The sequence below is a fragment of the Halalkalibacter okhensis genome (assembly GCF_000787375.1).
GTDB lineage: Bacteria > Bacillota > Bacilli > Bacillales > Bacillaceae_D > Halalkalibacter > Halalkalibacter okhensis.
On sequence record NZ_JRJU01000002.1, the window covers coordinates 80,301 to 99,264 of the forward strand.

The 18,964-nt window shown below is 38.1% G+C and carries 18 protein-coding genes; 3 read left to right on the forward strand and 15 right to left on the reverse strand.

The features are described 5' to 3' along the window. Positions 1-16: 16 nt before the first annotated feature. From LQ50_RS25915 to LQ50_RS02130, 5 genes are all read right to left on the reverse strand, one after another. Positions 17-151 (reverse strand): UvrD-helicase domain-containing protein, encoded by a 135-nt coding sequence (locus tag LQ50_RS25915; RefSeq protein ID WP_272913693.1) that lies wholly within the window; start codon positions 149-151, stop codon positions 17-19. 24 nt (positions 152-175) lie between these two features. Next, a complete protein-coding gene (locus tag LQ50_RS02115; protein ID WP_052144533.1) occupies positions 176-805 on the reverse strand; it encodes a UvrD-helicase domain-containing protein in 630 nt (209 codons plus the stop codon). A gap of 646 nt (positions 806-1,451) precedes the next feature. Beyond that, complete coding sequence (locus LQ50_RS02120) at positions 1,452-1,760, reverse strand: hypothetical protein (protein ID WP_034625607.1); 309 nt, start codon at positions 1,758-1,760, stop codon at positions 1,452-1,454. Continuing rightward, positions 1,757-2,716, reverse strand: coding sequence for a nucleoside hydrolase (locus tag LQ50_RS02125; RefSeq protein WP_237563622.1), 960 nt, complete (start codon positions 2,714-2,716; stop codon positions 1,757-1,759). Before LQ50_RS02125 ends, LQ50_RS02120 begins: the two co-directional genes overlap by 4 nt. Positions 2,717-2,867: 151 nt before the next feature. Then, complete coding sequence (locus LQ50_RS02130; RefSeq protein WP_034625609.1) at positions 2,868-3,299, reverse strand: cell wall hydrolase; 432 nt, start codon at positions 3,297-3,299, stop codon at positions 2,868-2,870. A 233-nt stretch (positions 3,300-3,532) separates the two neighbouring features. On the opposite strand from LQ50_RS02130, the gene LQ50_RS02135 reads away from it, so the two are divergent. Further along, positions 3,533-4,915, forward strand: a complete 1,383-nt coding sequence (locus tag LQ50_RS02135; protein WP_034625611.1) for a spore germination protein — start codon at positions 3,533-3,535, stop codon at positions 4,913-4,915. A 106-nt stretch (positions 4,916-5,021) separates the two neighbouring features. On the opposite strand, the gene LQ50_RS02140 is transcribed toward LQ50_RS02135, so the two are convergent. Beyond that, positions 5,022-5,969 carry a LysR family transcriptional regulator gene (locus LQ50_RS02140; protein ID WP_034625613.1) on the reverse strand — a complete coding sequence of 316 codons (948 nt, stop codon included), beginning with the start codon at positions 5,967-5,969 and terminating at the stop codon, positions 5,022-5,024. A gap of 264 nt (positions 5,970-6,233) precedes the next feature. On the opposite strand from LQ50_RS02140, the gene LQ50_RS02145 reads away from it, so the two are divergent. Further along, the gene (locus tag LQ50_RS02145) at positions 6,234-7,769 is read left to right on the forward strand and encodes an amidase (RefSeq protein WP_034626028.1); all 1,536 of its coding nucleotides are present in this window, start codon (positions 6,234-6,236) and stop codon (positions 7,767-7,769) included. A 145-nt stretch (positions 7,770-7,914) separates the two neighbouring features. Here the strand turns inward: LQ50_RS02145 and LQ50_RS02150 are convergent, their stop codons facing one another. Then, on the reverse strand, positions 7,915-8,391 hold the full coding sequence (locus tag LQ50_RS02150; protein WP_034625615.1) for a small multi-drug export protein: 477 nt from the start codon (positions 8,389-8,391) through the stop codon (positions 7,915-7,917). 85 nt (positions 8,392-8,476) lie between these two features. On the opposite strand from LQ50_RS02150, the gene LQ50_RS24210 reads away from it, so the two are divergent. Beyond that, positions 8,477-9,073: a TetR/AcrR family transcriptional regulator gene (locus LQ50_RS24210; protein ID WP_052144535.1), complete on the forward strand. Its 597-nt coding sequence runs from the start codon at positions 8,477-8,479 to the stop codon at positions 9,071-9,073. A 107-nt stretch (positions 9,074-9,180) separates the two neighbouring features. On the opposite strand, the gene LQ50_RS02160 is transcribed toward LQ50_RS24210, so the two are convergent. The 8 genes from LQ50_RS02160 to LQ50_RS02195 all read right to left on the reverse strand — a co-directional run bounded on the left by LQ50_RS02160 (position 9,181) and on the right by LQ50_RS02195 (position 18,947). Then, positions 9,181-10,233: an NAD(P)-dependent alcohol dehydrogenase gene (locus LQ50_RS02160; RefSeq protein ID WP_034625617.1), complete on the reverse strand. Its 1,053-nt coding sequence runs from the start codon at positions 10,231-10,233 to the stop codon at positions 9,181-9,183. Between the two features lie 911 nt (positions 10,234-11,144). Next, the gene (locus LQ50_RS02165) at positions 11,145-12,104 is read right to left on the reverse strand and encodes a carbohydrate kinase family protein (RefSeq protein ID WP_034625619.1); all 960 of its coding nucleotides are present in this window, start codon (positions 12,102-12,104) and stop codon (positions 11,145-11,147) included. 96 nt (positions 12,105-12,200) lie between these two features. Then, positions 12,201-12,821: a YesL family protein gene (locus tag LQ50_RS02170; RefSeq protein WP_034625621.1), complete on the reverse strand. Its 621-nt coding sequence runs from the start codon at positions 12,819-12,821 to the stop codon at positions 12,201-12,203. Between the two features lie 28 nt (positions 12,822-12,849). Then, entirely contained in the window at positions 12,850-14,286 is a 1,437-nt protein-coding gene (locus tag LQ50_RS02175; protein WP_052144536.1) for a glycoside hydrolase family 32 protein, read from the reverse strand. A 39-nt stretch (positions 14,287-14,325) separates the two neighbouring features. Then, entirely contained in the window at positions 14,326-15,072 is a 747-nt protein-coding gene (locus LQ50_RS02180; protein WP_237563624.1) for a carbohydrate ABC transporter permease, read from the reverse strand. Between the two features lie 113 nt (positions 15,073-15,185). Beyond that, positions 15,186-16,112: a carbohydrate ABC transporter permease gene (locus LQ50_RS02185; RefSeq protein ID WP_237563625.1), complete on the reverse strand. Its 927-nt coding sequence runs from the start codon at positions 16,110-16,112 to the stop codon at positions 15,186-15,188. A gap of 60 nt (positions 16,113-16,172) precedes the next feature. Next, positions 16,173-17,468, reverse strand: a complete 1,296-nt coding sequence (locus LQ50_RS02190; RefSeq protein WP_034625626.1) for an ABC transporter substrate-binding protein — start codon at positions 17,466-17,468, stop codon at positions 16,173-16,175. A gap of 240 nt (positions 17,469-17,708) precedes the next feature. Next, entirely contained in the window at positions 17,709-18,947 is a 1,239-nt protein-coding gene (locus LQ50_RS02195; RefSeq protein WP_034625629.1) for an ABC transporter substrate-binding protein, read from the reverse strand. Between the last annotated feature and the right edge of the window lie 17 nt (positions 18,948-18,964).

Sequence of the window (18,964 nt, forward strand, 5' to 3'; positions counted from 1 at the left end):
AAAGTAAAAGTGACTGTCACCACCCGAAATTGTAAATGCATTTTAGGAATTCGAGTTGTACTTTCGTTAAATCTTGACTTTCATCAATGATAATGTGTGTGTACTTCCCATGGTTCATTTGCTGCGCCTCTTGCAAAGCAAGAAGATTCATTCTTTTAAAAGTAATGTACCCATTTTATTCAAGAAGCAAATTAAATGCTTCCATTAGTTCAAAAATCGCTGCACGTATTTCAGAGTTCTTCGTTAACTTTTGTGGTGTCCCACTCCCACCTGTTGCTCGTCCCACTCGGTCAACGTTTTGATACGTTTCTACATCCGGTATATTACATGCATTGATCCACGTGACCTCATCACGTAGAAAGTTACTATTTTTCGGAGTGAAAATTTTATTATTTGGATACTTTTCTTTTAATTGATGAATAGCCTTTAAAATTACTTGATGTTCAATCGTCGATGAAGCTGTTTTGTATTTCACATTCATTCTTTCTTGATGCTTCTTGAAGTATTTATACATCAAGCTATCAATTGTCACAATCTCAATTTCACTATTCGGTTGAAACCATTGCTCTATATCTTTCTCGTCTTCTTCAATTTTTTGATATTGAAATTTAATATAATTAAGTAACGTCTTATTATAGGTCACAAGTAATATATTATCGTCATTTTCATGGCAATAGTGGTGATGCAAAAATGAAATCCGACGTATCGAAACCGTTGTTTTTCCTGACCCCGCAACCCCTTTTATCATCATATGTCCACTCGGCTCCAATTCCACAATCCGCCGCTGCTCCATATTAAGCTTCATAAGTCTACCTCCACTACCTGTCTATTATTACAACTATTACAACAGGTAAAATTACTTATTATTGCAAGAAATGAGGGAATTCTTGGATTGTTAGAAGGTAGGTGGTTATTAAGTATTGATTTTTACAAGAAGAAATACTCAAGATTGCGAAGCCAAAGGACTCTTGCTTCTTTTTATTATAAAGAAGCACAAAAACTTTCCCCTCACATCCTAAAAAGCTCTCCAGAAAAACTGAAGAGCCAGAGATGTTACTTTTATTTGTTAGTCATTATATTCCTGTAACTTTGATAACCCCTAACCATCTTAATTGCTTCTACTAACGATTCATTGTTCCCAATACCGCCACCTTTGGATCGTATACATCGATTTTTTACCGATTAATCTTCCTATTGGATCACAGGAGACAATTCATCAATCAGCTCAATTCCTTTAGCCACGCTTCCCCTTACCTATTTCAATCACTTAATAAAAAACTCACAAACGTTGATGTATCAACACTTGTGAGTATCTAATCTAACATTCATGCAATGATACCGGTGAACCGTTCACTTCGTCATACACAATAAATTAAAAATATTTTCGTATTGCTGACAATACTCTCTCTAAATCATGATCATGTAACTTTCCGATTTTAAATAGTAACTCTTTAAAATGCACGGTGTTTAGTAAAAGTGCCTGGCACCGCCCGTATTTCGTCGAGTCGACATACTTCGGGTAGTGACAGGCACAAATCATAAGGAATGACATAGTTACCTTCGCAATCAAATACGTCATTTGCCTTTAAACAATGGTCTTGATGGATCGCGATTATTCGGCCATTTTTTATGTAAACACACCCTTTCACAATTTCTTCTGTGTGAATAAAGACCACTTTTGCATTCACTAACACTAAATCGGCTGAGCCCTGCCCTTTTGAAGCTAGTAATTCTTCTTTCATTTCAGTAATAGTTCTCATATGAACCTCCTTTTTTTATGAAAAACAGATAATAATGTCGTTACGGCACGCTCTCTTTCAACATCCAAACAAATGCTTATCTCCGTGCCTGTGACAAGATCTAATTCAACAGATCCTGGACTTACGGGATCGTCACAATTAATCCTCACCTTTTTACATTCTCTTGTAACGAGGCTTGGATCTCTAGCAACTAAAATAGTTAATGGGTCATGTAGTGGACACTCATCCTTAAACTGTTCTGCTTCTTCATAGAAAGCAAAATAGTGCTCTAATGTGTGCTGGATATAGTCAATTACATGTTTGGTATCATGATGACAAGTATTTAAAGTGTTATTTACCTGCTCCCTCGTCAATCGAGCTTTCATCGTTACATCAAGGCCCACCATCGTAATCGGCATTCCTGATTGAATCACAATCTGTACCGCCTCTGGGTCGCCATAAAAATTAGCCTCTGATCTAGGCGCGATATTACCCGGAGCAAACAGAGCACCTCCCATGACAATGACTTCTTTAAATTTAGTAGGCAATAATGGGTCAATGGCGATCGCTTCTGCAATATTTGTTAATCGACCAAGTGTAATTAATGAAAGTTCCCCCTCAAATTCGTTAGCTTTTCTCACAATGAATTCGGCTGCCATTTCCTCAATTGGTTTCTGATGTGTCTTCGGCAGTTCGACATTGCCAATTCCATTAAGACCATGAACCTGGTGGACAGGGCCATCCCAAAGACGTAATAAAGGTTTCGCTGCACCACTTACAACCGGAACGTCATAACCTGGGTTCACGTATTGAATAATCCGGAGCGTATTCTCTGTTGCTTGTTCGACAGTCGTGTTCCCGAATACGGTTGTGATCCCTTCTACCTTTAGATCCTTAGCCATTAACGCATGAACGATCGCCAATGAATCATCAATCCCAGTATCTGCATCAATAAGAACGGGTTTTGCTATACTCACATGAACCGCCTCTTTTTCTAATAAATTGAGCATTAGTAAAAGTGCCTGTCACCACCCTTATTTTGTCGATCATGTCGACATACTTCGGGTAGTGACAGGCACTTAAACAATAGAAATCAAGGAAAGGCGGAGTTCAATGCTTTAACCCTTGTTAAAATACTCCATAAACATCTGGACAATCTGATTCAATAGGGATGTAAAAGCAGTGCTGCTTATAACGCCCTGAGTTCCATTGCCCCCACCATTGTTCTGGACATGGCCCATCTGGTCGAAAAAACCACAAAGCAAATTCAGCGGGACGATGTCTTTCTCCGTTAATAATTCGCTGGGCTAATCGTATCTCTTTTTCTCTCGCTCTTTGATAAAAATAAGGAAAATGAACTGCTTCAAATCCTCCGGGTGATTGCCAAACCATTCGTTCAATCGTATTAATATCAACAAAATCCAAACATCTTACTCGCACACGGTTGACACAAACATTTGCTACAAGTAACATACCTAATTCGCCTTCACCTTCAGCCTCTGCCCTAATTAACCTAGCAAGCAATTTCCTACCATTCGCATTTGTCTGAATAACCGCCAAATGAACTCCCCCTTATGAAAGATTGGCAATCGCTAATCAACAAATAATATGTCGAATTGTTCAGTTTAATACATAAAAAAAAACTAATCATAAAGTATTTCTAAAATTAAACGTCTCCTCACTCAGGAAGCATGTTGCACCCATCACCTTTCAATAATTTTCCTTCGCACTGCATATTTTGAAATATTGTGGGGAAATTAGGAAAATGACAGTCTATTGAAGAGGAACAAGCCATGTATTTACAAATGACTTTATTAGATGAAGTAAAAAAGAAATTACATCCTTGTGATGATCTAACTACTAGAACGTTTCCCGAACTGAATATTATCATTTTATATTTTGATCACTTAGTTGGAACACAAGAACTTGAACAAGATGTATTACAGCCCTTATCGAAAATAAGTGAAAGTGAAGTAATGGATGTATTAAATCGATTTCAATATCAAGAAGCAAAAGATACAAAGACCATTATAAAAGGAATATTAGCTGGGAATGCTGCTATTTTTTATAAAAGAAAAAACATCTATCTGATCAACCTTTACACACCAAAAACAAGGGATATAAGTGCAGCACAAATTGAAACGTCTATTGTTGGACCGCGTGAAGCATTCGTTGAATCAATTGAGATGAACTTATCCTGTATCAGAAGAAGAATTCAATCGGAAAAATTAAAAGTCCTAAACCTTCAAGTTGGATATGTAACGAATACAAAAATGAATGTAATTTATATTGAGGGAATAACTCCTGATCATCACATTTCAGATGTAAGAGAGAAAATAAACTCCATTGAAGTGGATGGACTGCATGATTTAAACATGCTCATGGAATATATTGATGAAAATCCCTTCTCTTTGTTTCCACAATACTTAACGACTGAACGACCCGATGTCGTCGCTTCCAAATTATTAGAAGGAAAAGTAGTTGGATTATTTGATGGTAGCCCTTATGCTTTTTGTGCACCGACAACCTTTTGGGAGCATTTTCAATCTCCAGATGATTATAACCAACGATGGATATTAGGAACCGCATCTAGATTTTTACGTTACATTGCCTTATTCATCACTTTGACTTTTACTGCACTATATGTATCCATTACTATGTTTCATTATGAAATGATTCCTAATGATCTTTTACTAAGCTTAATCGAATCTAGAGCAAAAGTCCCGTTCCAACCTATTTACGAAGCGTTACTCATGGAATTTACGATAGAGCTATTACGAGAAGCTGGTGCGAGATTACCTACAAAGATCGGACAAACGATCGGTATTGTTGGAGGGATTGTTATTGGTACAGCGGCGGTACAAGCAGGGTTTACAAGTAATATCCTCATCGTTATTGTCGCGATTTCTGCCATGGCATCCTATGTCGTTCCTCATATTATTATGAGTGCGTCAATAAGATTAGCCAGGTTTGGATTAATCTTTCTTGCTGGTATATTGGGGAATTTCGGATTAATCGCTGGTGTTACTTTAATCGTAATCCAAATTTCAAAATTAACAAGTTTGCATTCCTCTTACGTTATACCTACTGCTCCATTCTCAGATTGGAAAGATACATTCATAAGAGCACCATTAAAAATGATCAAAAATAAGCCAAGTCAAACGAAAGAGAAATAAATTAGTAAAAGTGCCTGGCACCACCCGTATTTCGTCGATTATGTCGACATACTTCGGGTAGTGACAGGCACAAATCATACACTTTGCAACTTCATGCTTATTCAGCTCATTTTTTTCCGTAATTAGCTACAAGTTCTTGGTGAATATTTCTTGTCATACTTTCCAAAGTTGTATCGAACTCACTGTCTTTGTTATAAGCCATTTTTATCATAACTTTTTCTGCCTGATCACCCAACTCAAAATATTTAATCGGCATAATATTCAAATCAAATAACCTCATTAAGTGTAAAACACTCGTTTTGGGCACTATTGTATAAGCCTGATCAAGGGAAATGGTATTGATCATAACATTAATATCATCAACCACTTGAAATCGCTCTATGTTAAACTGTTCAATTAGCATACTAGATAAATTACGATGATATACAAGAACTGGATTATCGAATAAAAGGAATGGTTTTTCACTTAAAAAATCTAGTTCAGCTAGGTCCTCTGATATTGAACCATACTTGGAGTGAAATAAAAGAACCATCTCATCAACAAGTTGATAAGAACTATCATACTGACTTCCTCCTTCATAGTGATAGAAAAATCCCATATCAATCACTCCGTACCTTAATAATTCTTCAATTGTAGCACTCGGCCTAGTAATGATTTGATAGTCTACACAAGAAGCTTTTTGAACTTCATTTAGGATTTCCATAGAAAAACTAGGTGCAAGCCACGAGTCAATTCCAATTCGCAATCTACTAGTATTTGTAACTGCATAGAAGGATTTCTGTGAGTCTTCTTTATTTTTTATATTCTTTAACACCATCGAAACATCATCTAAATCGTTTAATAGCTTGGATATATATATAACAAAGTAGTAACCTTCTGTCGTTAATTGAATCCCCTTCCAATCGCGATTAACTAATTTCAAGCCAAGGTCACTTTCAAGATTTTTAATTCTAGAACTTAGGGTAGGTTGAGTAACATGAAGCAAACTGGCAGCTTTGGATATACTTTTTTCTCTTGCTATTACCAGAAAAGAATTTAAACTTTCCAAGTCCATATTCAATACTCCTTTCTTTCTCCGACTATACTGGATGAGACCCAACAATTAAACTACTTTCCTTAATATAAACAAAAAGTTATGAAAAGTAATTTAACATAGAAATTTTCTATACCTTTCTACTAAATGTTATGTGCTACTCTGAATATAGCAATAGTTTCCATCAATTCAATTCCATTACACGTTCGTATTTGAAATAAAGGAGGGACAGTTTAGCTTTTTTATTGCATTCGTTACGTGAAAACTACATTTGAAAGGGTGTCTATGTTGAACAAAAATTTAGTACAAGATGCGACTCAAAGATTTCTTTTTGAAGAAGTGACAGTCAATGATCTAAAGGCAGGGTACGAAAAAGAGGAGTATACAACAGTAGAGGTTATTCAATCATTTCTTAATAGAATTGAACACTATGAAGATTTATACAATGCATTTACCTTTATGAACGAAAACGCTCTTGAAGAAGCAAAGGAGATTGATCGTAAGCGTCAGACTGGAGAGAAACTTGGTCCATTAGCAGGGATTCCAATTGTCATTAAAGAAGCTGTTGACATTGCGGGATATCCATCAACTTTTGGTTGGGCTCCTCTAAGTAAGAAGGCAGGTGGAATTGATTTCATTCCCTCTCATGACGCAACCATTATTACCCGATTAAAAGAATCTGGTGCAATTATATTAGGAAAAACGAATATTCCTCCATTTAGTTGTGCTTACAACTCAAACTCCAGCTGGAAAGGACCCACATTCAATGCCGTTGACAGAACTTTAACACCAGGAGGTAGCAGCAGCGGTACAGCAACAGCTGTATCGGGTAATTTTTGTGTGCTTGGTATCGCTGAAGAAACTGCAGGCTCTATTCAAGTTCCAGCTGCAGCACAAGCACTAGTTGGAATTAAACCCTCATTTGGGTTAATTCCGACAACTGGAGTAACACCACTTGCAGGAACTACTAGAGATGTCTTAGGACCACACGCTCGAACTGTTCAAGATGCAGCCGCTCTACTTGAAGTAATTGCCGGTTATGATGAGTCGGATCCTAAAACATCTGATTCAATTGGAAATATTCCTGAAAAAGGATACTATTCTTCTCTTGATAAAACTTCTTTAAAAGGGAAACGTTTAGGATTATACGGACTTGGTTGGCGTAATGAAGAACTATCAAAAGAAACAGAAGCACTTTATAATCAGGCTATTAAGGAATTAAAGAGTCTTGGTGCAGAAGTAGTGCTAGACCCTTTTAAAGATAAAGGTTTTGCTGAATATATGGGGTCAAAAAATAGCTTTATTGGCATGGAAACATTCTTCTACGATCTAGAGAAATATCTAAAAAATCTGAACCCTGAGGATAAGACACTTTCTATTAAGAACGTATTTGAAAAAGTTGGTGAAGTTCCGTGGGCAGACAATGGTCCGCTTGCCTTAGTTTCGGATATTTTAAACGATGAAACGGCATCCAAAGATCCAAGTGAATTACCTGATTTAAGAGAGTTTAATGAAGTCAAGACGACTCTCTTGAAATACATTGAAGATGTGATGGAGGAATTTCAACTAGACGGTTTTGTCTATCCTCAAATGCCGAAGCCAATACCAGAGCGTGAAGTAGAATTAGTTGCATCAACAACCGTATCGGAAATAAACATTACCGGCTTACCACTAATAACAGTTCCAGCTGGTTATTATAGTACAGGATCTCCTTTTGCCCTTGCTTTCTTCGGGGAAATGTGGAGCGAGGCTAAACTAATTGGAATGGCCTATGCATACGAACAGGCTACTAAACATAGAGTTAGACCAAATTTATCTTAGAAACATACCTACCTTCCACCTTCCAACATTGCCTATGCACAATGCATAGGCTTATCTATGTTGATGGGCTTCCTATTTAATTTAACTAACCCACCTTCCCTCCCCCTCACAGTTGTTCTACTAAAAGATCTATTCTATAATTTCACTATAAATTAACCAATGTTGTCACAAACCCTTCTGCCATGACAGATAGTATAGCCATTGTTATGGCCAGCGCACACACGCCTAGATTCGTCCAGATAAAGATTTGGCTTCTTTTGGCTCCAAGTGTTGTCATGGAAAAGGCACCAATCTGGCTACTAACCAAAATAGAGGACATAAAACAGACTCCGATTACTCCAAACCGTTCGAAGGTTCTTTTGATTCGAGGATTAATTTCCTTCGGCTTTTGTGCCTTTTTGCGAAGTTTATTGTATATAATAGAAAAGAATTTACTCATTTCGGCTCCAAAAAGGATAAATAATAGCACACTCATTGCGTTCCCAAAAATGGCTACGATTAGTACGGCAATAGGCGGAAAGTTGAAAACAATGATGGCCATTGGTACCGTTAGAAATACTTCTAGGAAAGGGACCATACTCACAAAAAAAATAAACACATACTGAAGAAACACATTTTCCATAGAAGCACCACCTTTCTCTTAAATAAGTCAATCGACTTAAAAAGATTATAATACAACTGACTTAAAAAATCAAGGGAGTTTACATATGCCTAAAATAGTAGATCACGCTGAAAGAAAAGATCAAATTGTCGAAGCAACGTTTCGCTGCATTCATCATTATGGATTTGAAAAAACAACTTTACGAGAAATTGCAAAAGAAGCAGAACTATCGTTAGGTTCTGTTCAACACTTTTTTCCAAAACAAAAAGACATCTATATGTATGCTATGGATGTGATCTACCAAAGGTTCGAAAAAAGAATGCAAAAGGTCATACAAAATCAAGAGGTTTTTGAAAACGCCGTTCGAACAGTCAAACAGATTGTTCAAGTGAATACTGAAGAAGAACGAATTGAGAATGATATTTGGGTAAAGTTTTCGATTATGGCTACAATGAACAAGGAATATCAGGAGCAACAAAAAGGGTTTCGAGAAGTACATCTTAATTTTGCGAAGGATATCATTAAAACGCTTATAAATCATGGATATATGAAGAAATCGACCAATATTGAAGAAAGCGCAAATTCGTTAATAATCTACATCCACGGTTTAGTATTTGAATCGGTCATTTATGCACATTTATATAACGATCAAATGGTCGAAAAAGAAATTAGAGAGTATTTACAAAGGATTTGTACTGAGTAACCCTTCATAGTAGTGTGTTCATGTGGGGCATAAGGAAACGAAAGAAGCAAGAAATCTCTTGCTTCTTTCGTTGTTGCAAGCTGGGTCACCAACTTGTCCACATGCTCCTACGGTCTTATCATAACTTTAATTGCATTTGTTCTATCTGATATTGCCTTTTCAAATGCTCCTTCTGTTTCATCCAAAGAATAATAGTGTGTCATCATATTTTTCAAATCAATTCCTGCTACTTTACATTGAGAAATCATATCAATTGCCGTTTGATAGGTATTGGAATAGCGAAACACTCCAAATAAATCGATTTCTCCTCCAACAATTTCGTTAATATTTAAAGTAGCAATATCTTCTGGAGGTAACCCAACAACGACCACTCTTCCTCCTCTTTTTACTGAGGTAAGGGCAGATTGTAATGCCTTCGCATTGCCAGCTGTCTCCAAAGCCAGATCCACATTTTTTCCACTTGTAATATCAGCGATTCTATCTGCTAAATTCTCATTCTTTAAGTTTACAGTATCTGTTACACCCATCTTTTTGGATAGTTCTAGACGTGATTCTTCAAAATCTACACCTATGACCTTGGTAGCACCAGACAAGTGAGCAACTACTGCACTTAACATACCAATTGGCCCCATCCCCATGATAACTACCGTTTCTCCTGCCTGTAATCTTCCTCTCTTCATCGCATGGATACCAACAGAAATCGGTTCAGCCATGGCTGCTTCATCAAATGACATCTCATCAGGAATCGGAAATACAAAATCTGACCGAATGGCAATATATTCACAAAAAGCGCCATCGTATGGTGGTGTTGCCAAGAATTTCACCTCTGGACATAGATTGTACTTTCCTGATTTACAGTACTCACATAGACCACACGTCACACCAGGTTCAACCGTTACTCTTTGTCCTATTTTTAAATGCTTAACTTCTGAACCCATTCCAACTATTTCACCAGAAGATTCATGTCCTAGTATAATAGGTTTTTCTACAATAAAATTACCAATACGACCGTGTTGATAGTAATGAACATCAGATCCACACAAACCAACTGATTTTACTTTAATTAGTACTTCATCATTTGCTGGGATGGGGATATTTCTATTTTGCAACTCAATTTTTCCTGGCTCTATTAAAATGGCAGCCTTCATTTGTTTAGACATACTTCCTCCTCGTTGCTGTTTCAATTATAATAACTTACACATACTTGTCCTGCTATGAACAATAACTTTTTTACATACTTCTATAGTCCCAACTAATTTCCCTTTTTAATTTTCGCCGTTTTTTTTATTAATTTAGTTACTCAACTTTCGCACCAATAAATCCCTAATTAATGTAAGGTATCTAAGAGCTTGTGACATTAAAGTTTGCTCCTTGACAATACGTTACCTATGAAAAACATCTCACCCTGACGTTTCATTGAGTGACGAGAACCACGCAAAAAAAAGCTCGAATCCGGAGCTCGACCGATCGCTGCAGAAATGCTCGCTCCGCGTCCTGCGGGGAGGCGCCGAGCTAACTGGCTACGCCAGTGGATCTCGGCTCTGCCTCTAGTTCCCGCGGGAGTCTACGCGGCATTTCTTCCGCTGAAGATAGCGGTGCCACCAGTTTGTCCATTTTAAACACACACTTGAGGATCTCCTAAAACAAAACACTAAACGAATACAAAGAGTGATCAAAAGTCAATTGCAGAATGGGTTGTGGGTCTGATTAGCTAAATCAAGGGTTACCTGCCTATTTCAGCTTGCGAAAGTTGAGTTAGTTAGATTAATTTCATGATTTAATTCCTAAGTCTTGGGCTTTAAGATATTAAAAAAAGAGTACCTCCCCATATATTTCACGAAACAAGCGAAGAACCTTTCAAAGGCAACTGGAGTTCAGTTAGTTGACCGCGACTTTTCACTCGCTCCCATAATGCATTAGCGAGTGAAAGCGTTGTTTCCTATAAGGAAAACAGAACGAATAGGCGTCTAATACAGACGCCTCTATCAACTCAACTGAAACCGAATTGCATATTTAATTAAAGGTTTTAATTACTATTCTAAGAATATTACTACCATTCATCGTTTAAATTTTATATTTGTTTGCTTCCCTCCATATACTTCATAACATCCTTTACTTTCGGCAGAGCTGTCATTGCGCCTTTGACGGAGGCTGCTAACGCCCCAGAAATACTTGCAAACTCGGCCATTCGCTTTAACTCCCCCATCGACAATTCGGAAAGAGATTTGTCAAATTGGTTTAAACCATAGAGTAATCCAGAAACGAAGGCGTCGCCGGCACCGGTTGTATCTACTGCATTAACCTTCATGGCAGGGACATGGCTCTTCTCCCCGTTAATCAAGATGTAGCTGCCATTCTCCCCTAACGTCACAACGACAACGGGAATGTTGTAGGCAGTGATGGCCTCTAAGCCTTCTTCAAAGCTTTTACTCCTAGTAATAAAGAATAACTCCTCTTCTGATATTTTTACGATATCTACGAATGGAAGCATCGAGGTGATGGTTTGCTTAGCCTGCTCTTCACTATCCCACAATGACAACCGGAGATTGGGATCATATGAAACAATCATGTCATTCTCTTTTGCTAATTTTACCGCTTTCCACGTAGCTGCATTGGAAATCTCACCGATCAAAGAAATTGAACCAAAATGAAGGATTTTTGTCTCGGTAAAAATTCTTTCTTCTATATCCTCTTCTGCAAGTAACATATCTGCACTTGGACGAATAAAGAATTCAAAACTTCTTTCTCCATCATCGGCCAATGTAACAAAAACGACGTTCGTCCGTGCTTCATTGGTATAGAACATATTCGTAGTATTTACTTGATAGGAAGCTAATGTTTCCTTTAGAAAATGCCCGAGCACGTCATTACCGACCTTCCCTACAAATTTGGTAGGTACCTGCAGCTTTGCCAATCCAACCGCTACATTGGCAGGCGCGCCACCAGGACATTTTTGGTAAGTCATATTCTCTTTGTCTAATGGAATAAAATCGATTAACGCCTCACCTAGTGTAATAACCCCACTCTTCATAAAAACCTCCTTCACTACTCCCTAAATGGTTGAATTATATTTTTACCGCCCATGGCTCGATTGCAACTCTATGTCCCATTTGACCATTTTGTACATTCAAAGATTTACCTGACTTACTTCGATTATTTTGCCCTTAGAAAAAGTCCGGTAACAAAATCGATGAATAATCATAGCTGTTAGTGCTCCAATAAAAATAGACGTTATTGGTACTAAAAGCACAAGAACAACAGCCGAGCTCGTAATAAGTACCACCGAGAAGGATACAGGTAAATCATAGAATGATAGGATGAATGCGCGTTTTAGAAGCGGTTTTACTTTTGTTATGTTTTCATGTAGCATCACCGGAATGATATATACACTTGTAAATAGATATAATAAAATAATGAAACTAGTTACTGTAATTAATACCATTCTTAAGAAATTATGAGGAATCGATAGAAATAAAAGCAGGTCAACTATCAACACAGCTCCTACCATTAACCACATTGCACCGATGAAGAAACTTCGCTTAAAGTTTTTTACAAAAAAATGCATAAATGGGCGGAATACTTTCTCTTCTTCCTCAAGTTGCCACGCTTTCACAACGCCTGCCATTGCCACTGTTGCTGGCACAATGGTAATGACAGGGATGGAGAACAATAGCCAAAGCAAGTTTAAAAGGACAATATTCGTTAGTTTATTAAGTGTTTTTGCTGCTTTCCCATCCCATAAATTCATTTGCTCCGACCTGCTTTCTTGTTTTCTTTTACCAGATTCCTTTTAGCTCTGTTACAGTTACCTTCTGAAAAACTACTTCTCCGTTTGCTGCAAACAATTGAATGCTTACATCATTTTCTGTTGGGAAAATAATATCTGTCATAACACTTTCCCCATCGTTGAGGAACACTTCTAACGATGCCGTATCAAGATAGACTTTTACAGTTTGAACACCTTGATCGGCAACTAGTGATGCAGCATCTTCACTTGGAAATGCCGCAGAAAAATCAACTAATCCGCTGTTCGTACGATCGATTCCCCACTCACTTTCTTTCAAATGAAAGGTAATGTCCGTATTGTTCTTATCTCCATGGTTGATTCGGATACCCCAAGTTTCTGCTTTCGTTTCCTTGACTTGGAGATCTAACTCTACTAAGGAGCCAACCTTTGGCAATGTATATGAATGGCTTTCATTGACAACGACATTAGTTTCCTTATTAGGTTCGTTCACTCTCAGTTGCTCTAGTTGTTTAATCGGTTTCTGAATTAATTTATATCCTTCGCTCATTTTTGCAAGGCTTATCTCACGAGGAACAGACATAGCACTTCGCCACGGAGAGGTAGGGACTTCATTAGCATATTGCCAATTGCTCATCCAACCAATCCATACGGGCTTTTCCACATTGCTCCATGAAACCGCAGCGTAAAAGTCACGGCCAGGATCTGCCCAACGAACCGTTTCATTGGAATCGTCACACGTAAAGGTTTTGCCATCGAAGTCTCCGATGAAATATTGCACAACGGACCCACCATTTGGCCCACCCGGATTAATGCTGACGATTAACACCCATTTTTTTTCGTTTTCGCCTTTTACCTCCATCTCAATTAAATCAGGGCATTCCCAGACACCGCCGTGGGCACCGTACTTCTTCCCAAAAGAAGAAAGAAACTCCCACTCAATCAGGTTGGGCGAACGATAAAACTGAATTTCATCTCCACACGCTAGTGACATGACCCACTTGTTTGTTTCATTGTGCCAAAACACCTTCGGATCACGAAAGTCCTTGATACCTGGATTAGCAATGACCGGATTCTCCTTGTATTTCGTCCACGATCTTCCTCTATCGTTGGAGTAAGCGATGCTCTGTTTCTCATTATCCTCCCCATGATGGGTAAAAATGGCCACTATCACATCCTCTTCCTCCGATGTTCTCAGGCCACTTGTGTTGTCCTTATCGACAACTGCACTACCGGAAAATATCTGACCTAATTCATCAGGATATAGGGCAATCGGGAGCTCCTCCCAATGAATTAAATCCTTACTTACAGCATGCCCCCAGTGCATCGGTCCCCAAATCGTGCTGTCGGGATGGTACTGGTAAAACAAATGATATTCACCTTTGTAATACACAAGTCCGTTCGGATCATTCATCCAGTTTTCCTTAGGACTAAAATGAAATTGCGGTCGAAACTGTTCACTATACATAATAAAGCACCTCTACAAATGATTTATTTCCTACTAGCATTAGCCTTTCACACCACTAGAAGTAATCCCCTGCACATAGTAACGTTGGAAGAACAAGAAGATTAAAATGACAGGAATCGTTGTTAACGTTAACGCAGCCATGATTTGACCATATTGAACATTGTTATCCGTAAATAAATATTGAATTCCAATTTGTACCGTTTGAACCGAGCGATCCGTCGCTGCAATCAATGGCCACATGAAATCACTCCATTGTGTGACGAACGTCAAAATTGCTGCTGTCGCAAATACCGGCTTTGAGTTAGGCACAACAATCCGAACAAAAGTCTGGAACGGTGAGGCCCCGTCAATTTGCGCTGCTTCCTCCAGTTCCTTTGGAAAGCCTAAGAAGAATTGACGAAATAGGAAAATGTTAAAGGCCGATGCAAGAAAAGGAACGATAAGGGCTGGGTACGTATTAATCCAACCAAGATTATTTACAACAATATAAAGTGGAATGAGAACACTTTCAAACGGAACAACATAAAGTGCAATGATGATAATAAGAATTAAGTCACTGCCCGGAAACTTCAGCTTAACAAGGGCATAGGCACAAATGGAATTGATTATCGTACCAAAAATAACGATCATCCCTACAACGATTAAACTGTTTTTCATATAATGAAAGAAATTTATACTACTTTCGAATAGAATCGTCGAATAATTTTCAAAAGTTAAGTGGGTAGGAAGTAACGCTCCAAAGCCCATATCTTTAAATATTTCTGTTTCTGGTTTTAAAGAAGCCATGATCATCCACAACAGCGGGGCGATAAACATGAAACCGAGTAAGAGAATGAGAATCGTGGTAGCTGTTTTATTTACCATTTTTTTGTACGTTGTGTCATCGTATAGATCCCCCTTTATTGCTTTAATATTTTCTTTAAAATCAATGACGTAATGATGACTACAAGGAAAAACACAACAGCAATGGCAGAGGAATACCCTACATCTCGAAATTGAAATCCATTCTCGTAAAGCATAAATACGAGTGTTTTCGTAGAGTTACTAGGTCCACCATTCGTCATGACATACGGCTGAATAAAGAGACGAAATGCCTGGATTGTTGTGATGATGAGCACAAAGCCTGTTACATGCTGGATAGACGGAAGGGTTACGTTACGAAACTTCTGCCATGCATTAGCTCCATCAATGTCTGCCGCTTCGTACAATGTCTCCGGTACATCCTTAAGCCCAGCTAAAAAGATCATCATCTGAAAGCCCGCAGCTTGCCAGATGGACATGAAAATAATTGAATTCATCGCCTGATCTGGACTTAATAAAAATGGTTGATTCGGGATGCCAAATACATTTAACACACTATTAATTAATCCACTGTCCACGTTAAAGAGGAACGTCCACAGAATCGCTACGACTACCATCGAGGTTACAACTGGACTAAAGAAAAACACCCTTCCAAGTGAGGCCGCTTTTACTTTTTTATTTACTAAAATGGCTAAGACTAGCGCCACACCACATTGAAGTGGAACAACGAGTACGGTGAAATAAAGCGTGTTTTTCAATGATGTAAAGAAGATCTGGTCTTGAAATAGCCTTACATAGTTATCTAATCCTATGAAGGTCTTCCCGTCTGGATTTAACATATTGTAGCTCATAAAGCTGTACGTGAAGGCTAAAATTACCGGCAAGATTAAGAAGGTAAACATCAATACTAAGGCTGGTAATGAAAATAACACTCCCAGTATTTTCTGTTGTCGTTTGTAGGTCAGTTGACCTTTGTTCTTTTTCATTACAGGGTTCATATTTTTTCCCACATCTGTATTCAACATGTTCCTACCACCTTGTTTTACTTTTAAAAGGCAATCACAATCGATTGCCTTTTAAAATGATTAATTATTTCGTGCAATATCTGCTTCTACTTCTGCCACTACCTGCTCGATTTCTGTCTTGACGTCACCACCAAGAAAGATATTCTGTACCGCTTGACCGTATCTTGAGGATAAGACAGGGTAAGAAGTAGTTGATGGTCTTGGATGGGCTGTATTTAACACTTGATCTTTTAGAACGTTAAGAGGTTCTTCATCCCACTCTGTCATTTCTTCGAAGGAAGAAATTCGGGCTGCTGGCTTATTATCTGACCTTGCTATTTTAATAACATTTTCTTTGTTTAAAATATAGTTTAGAAGTATAGCAGACTCTTCTACATGCTCTGTATTCGTAGACATACCCCAGTTCCAGTCACCAGACGGTGAAACTTGTTCTCCATTAGGACTTTTTGGGTAATAAGTAATTCCCCATTCTGTTTCTGGGTAATTTTGCAGTTGAGCCCATTGCCATGATCCCATTAACATCATTGCGGCGTTTCCATCTTCAAATTCAGTTGGTGTTGGCTGTAAGTTTACTAGACCTTCTGTTGTGAATTTTTGTAAGAATTCTAATGCTTCAATTGTTTCAGGGCTATTAATGTAACCATCTACCGTTGAGCCATCTTCAGCAATAAAGCTACCGTCGTTACTCCATACCGTTGGTCCTGTGAAGTATATAATCCACTCACCATAATCTAGCGTCCAGTTAACTCCATAAATTCCGTTTTCTTTATCCGTTAATTGCTGAGCTGCTTCATAGAAATCATCCCATGTCCAAGCTTCTTCTAACGTCTTCGGTGGTTCAATCCCCGCATCGGCTAGCATTTCTACGTTATAGAACAATGCCACAGTTGATTCTGTTGCACCTAATGTGTACAGCTGACCGTCGTACGTTCCTTGCGTAATAATCGAATCTACAAAATCATCTAAGTCGTCTACAAGTCCTTCAATCGGTTGGATAATTCCTGCATCGGCATAGTTTGCCACGTTAGGACCATCCAATGCCACTAAATCTGGCAATGTTTTGCTTGTTGCTGCCGCTGAAATTCTATCTTCATAGGCATACGTACTCCCTCTTGGTACTAACTCTAGATCCGCATGAATCTGTCCTGCATATTCTTCATTAAACGCTTCAATAATTTCTGTATATGCATCTTGCGTATCTCCTTGTGGGTGCCATAGAGTTAAGTTAACCACGTCCCCATCAGCGTCACTGCCATTTCCACTATCACTACTTGCTTCATCAGAGCCTGATGAGCACCCTACTACTAGTATTGTTATAGCTACCAGTAACATAGCGCTTAACCAAAAACGTTTCATTTCATTTCCCCCTAACAATTTTTTGTTGGCTTACATTTGATGCTGATGTACTGAATTTTGTTAATTCGTAGCTCTCTAGCTTTTCTTTTTCTGTTAGCTACAAATTCATTGTATCTTTTTTAAAACGCTTACATAACGAGACAAAGCTTTGATTAATGTTTAAATTTTTATTATTTTCCGAATAAAAAAATCCCTCAACAATGTGAGAGATTTTTTGTTAGGCTATTATTCTTTAAGACATCACCTATACTGATCAAACATGTTATCTAGTTTTTTTAAATAAGCTGGCAGATCACGGTCAAAATAAAATAGTTGCGAAATGCGCCGATAATCTACTTCAGCCGCTGTACCTCCACCCCAATAATGATTAGGCCAATTGACACTTTTGCCCTCATTTAAACGCTCTGCTAACAAGCTAACCTCTGGCTTGTTCATCTTCACACCATTCACAGCACTTATATTTCCTTCAAAATCAGAAAACCTTTGGGCATTTTCTTGTTCGAGCAGAAAAGCTAGAAATTGTTTTGCTTCCTCTGGATACTCTGTGTTTGCAGCAATGGCAAATCCTCCATCAACACCCCCAAGAATTTTATTATTTTCCGGATCATTTGTAGCTGGAAATGGAAACATTCCATAGTTGATGTTCGGCTCTAATTTCTCCAACTCTGGAAGAGCCCATACTCCACTAACAAACATCGCTCCCTCTCCCATGGAAAATGATTTAATAACGGCATCGGCATCGTAGCTAAACGAATTTTCTTGCGCAAATTCCAAAACAGCAAGCATTTTCTCTGCAACCTCTTCCCACCTTGGGTCATCTTGAATGTTCACCAAACCATTAGTTAAATTACTCCAATAATGGCTATCAAACTCATTCGCTACCAAATTTAAATTAAATACGCTCACACTCTCAAGTTCTTTATTAGCAAATAAGATTGGCTGTTTTCTAGCTAATTCTAGCAATTCTAATGTTTCTATAAACTGATTCCAAGTCTCAGGTATATCAATGCCTAACTCGTCAAATACATCCTTATTATAAATTACACCAACTGCATTTTGAGATAATGCCACTCCATACATTCTCCCATTAATAAGATACCGGCTTTGTATATCCTCATCTACCTGCTGGATAAACGTTTCATCGGTTATATCTAATAGATACCCATTATTTGCACGAACAACATAGTCCTGTTCAATCGGATACGTGATAAAAATATCTGGAACATCCCCCCGAGCAATTCGTGTCTTTAGAACAGCCATACCATCTGGAATGCTAACCTGCTCAACGGTTATATGAGGATTCTCCAATTCAAATTCATGAATGATTTCATCAAAAAAGGTAACTGCATTTTCTTTTGTTTGAAAAAATTCAATGTTTATTTGTTCAACCTCCTCTTGAACTTCTCCCTCCGTTGAACAAGCACTCAAAAATAAACAAACAACCAAAACCGTTGAGCCAATCATCCATTTTGTTTTCATTTTGAGCCTTCCTTTCT

What these genes read in the sequence shown, in the direction of transcription:
- LQ50_RS25915 (WP_272913693.1), bottom strand. Translation starts at nt 151, where the DNA reads ATGAATCTTCTTGCTTTGCAAGAGGCGCAGCAAATGAACCATGGGAAG.
- LQ50_RS02115 (WP_052144533.1), bottom strand. Translation starts at nt 805, where the DNA reads ATGAAGCTTAATATGGAGCAGCGGCGGATTGTGGAATTGGAGCCGAGT.
- LQ50_RS02120 (WP_034625607.1), bottom strand. Translation starts at nt 1,760, where the DNA reads ATGAGAACTATTACTGAAATGAAAGAAGAATTACTAGCTTCAAAAGGG.
- LQ50_RS02135 (WP_034625611.1), top strand. Translation starts at nt 3,533, where the DNA reads ATGTATTTACAAATGACTTTATTAGATGAAGTAAAAAAGAAATTACAT.
- LQ50_RS02140 (WP_034625613.1), bottom strand. Translation starts at nt 5,969, where the DNA reads ATGGACTTGGAAAGTTTAAATTCTTTTCTGGTAATAGCAAGAGAAAAA.
- LQ50_RS02145 (WP_034626028.1), top strand. Translation starts at nt 6,234, where the DNA reads ATGTTGAACAAAAATTTAGTACAAGATGCGACTCAAAGATTTCTTTTT.
- LQ50_RS02150 (WP_034625615.1), bottom strand. Translation starts at nt 8,391, where the DNA reads ATGGAAAATGTGTTTCTTCAGTATGTGTTTATTTTTTTTGTGAGTATG.
- LQ50_RS24210 (WP_052144535.1), top strand. Translation starts at nt 8,477, where the DNA reads ATGCCTAAAATAGTAGATCACGCTGAAAGAAAAGATCAAATTGTCGAA.
- LQ50_RS02160 (WP_034625617.1), bottom strand. Translation starts at nt 10,233, where the DNA reads ATGTCTAAACAAATGAAGGCTGCCATTTTAATAGAGCCAGGAAAAATT.
- LQ50_RS02165 (WP_034625619.1), bottom strand. Translation starts at nt 12,104, where the DNA reads ATGAAGAGTGGGGTTATTACACTAGGTGAGGCGTTAATCGATTTTATT.
- LQ50_RS02170 (WP_034625621.1), bottom strand. Translation starts at nt 12,821, where the DNA reads ATGAATTTATGGGATGGGAAAGCAGCAAAAACACTTAATAAACTAACG.
- LQ50_RS02175 (WP_052144536.1), bottom strand. Translation starts at nt 14,286, where the DNA reads ATGTATAGTGAACAGTTTCGACCGCAATTTCATTTTAGTCCTAAGGAA.
- LQ50_RS02180 (WP_237563624.1), bottom strand. Translation starts at nt 15,072, where the DNA reads ATGGCTTCTTTAAAACCAGAAACAGAAATATTTAAAGATATGGGCTTT.
- LQ50_RS02185 (WP_237563625.1), bottom strand. Translation starts at nt 16,112, where the DNA reads ATGTTGAATACAGATGTGGGAAAAAATATGAACCCTGTAATGAAAAAG.
- LQ50_RS02190 (WP_034625626.1), bottom strand. Translation starts at nt 17,468, where the DNA reads ATGAAACGTTTTTGGTTAAGCGCTATGTTACTGGTAGCTATAACAATA.
- LQ50_RS02195 (WP_034625629.1), bottom strand. Translation starts at nt 18,947, where the DNA reads ATGAAAACAAAATGGATGATTGGCTCAACGGTTTTGGTTGTTTGTTTA.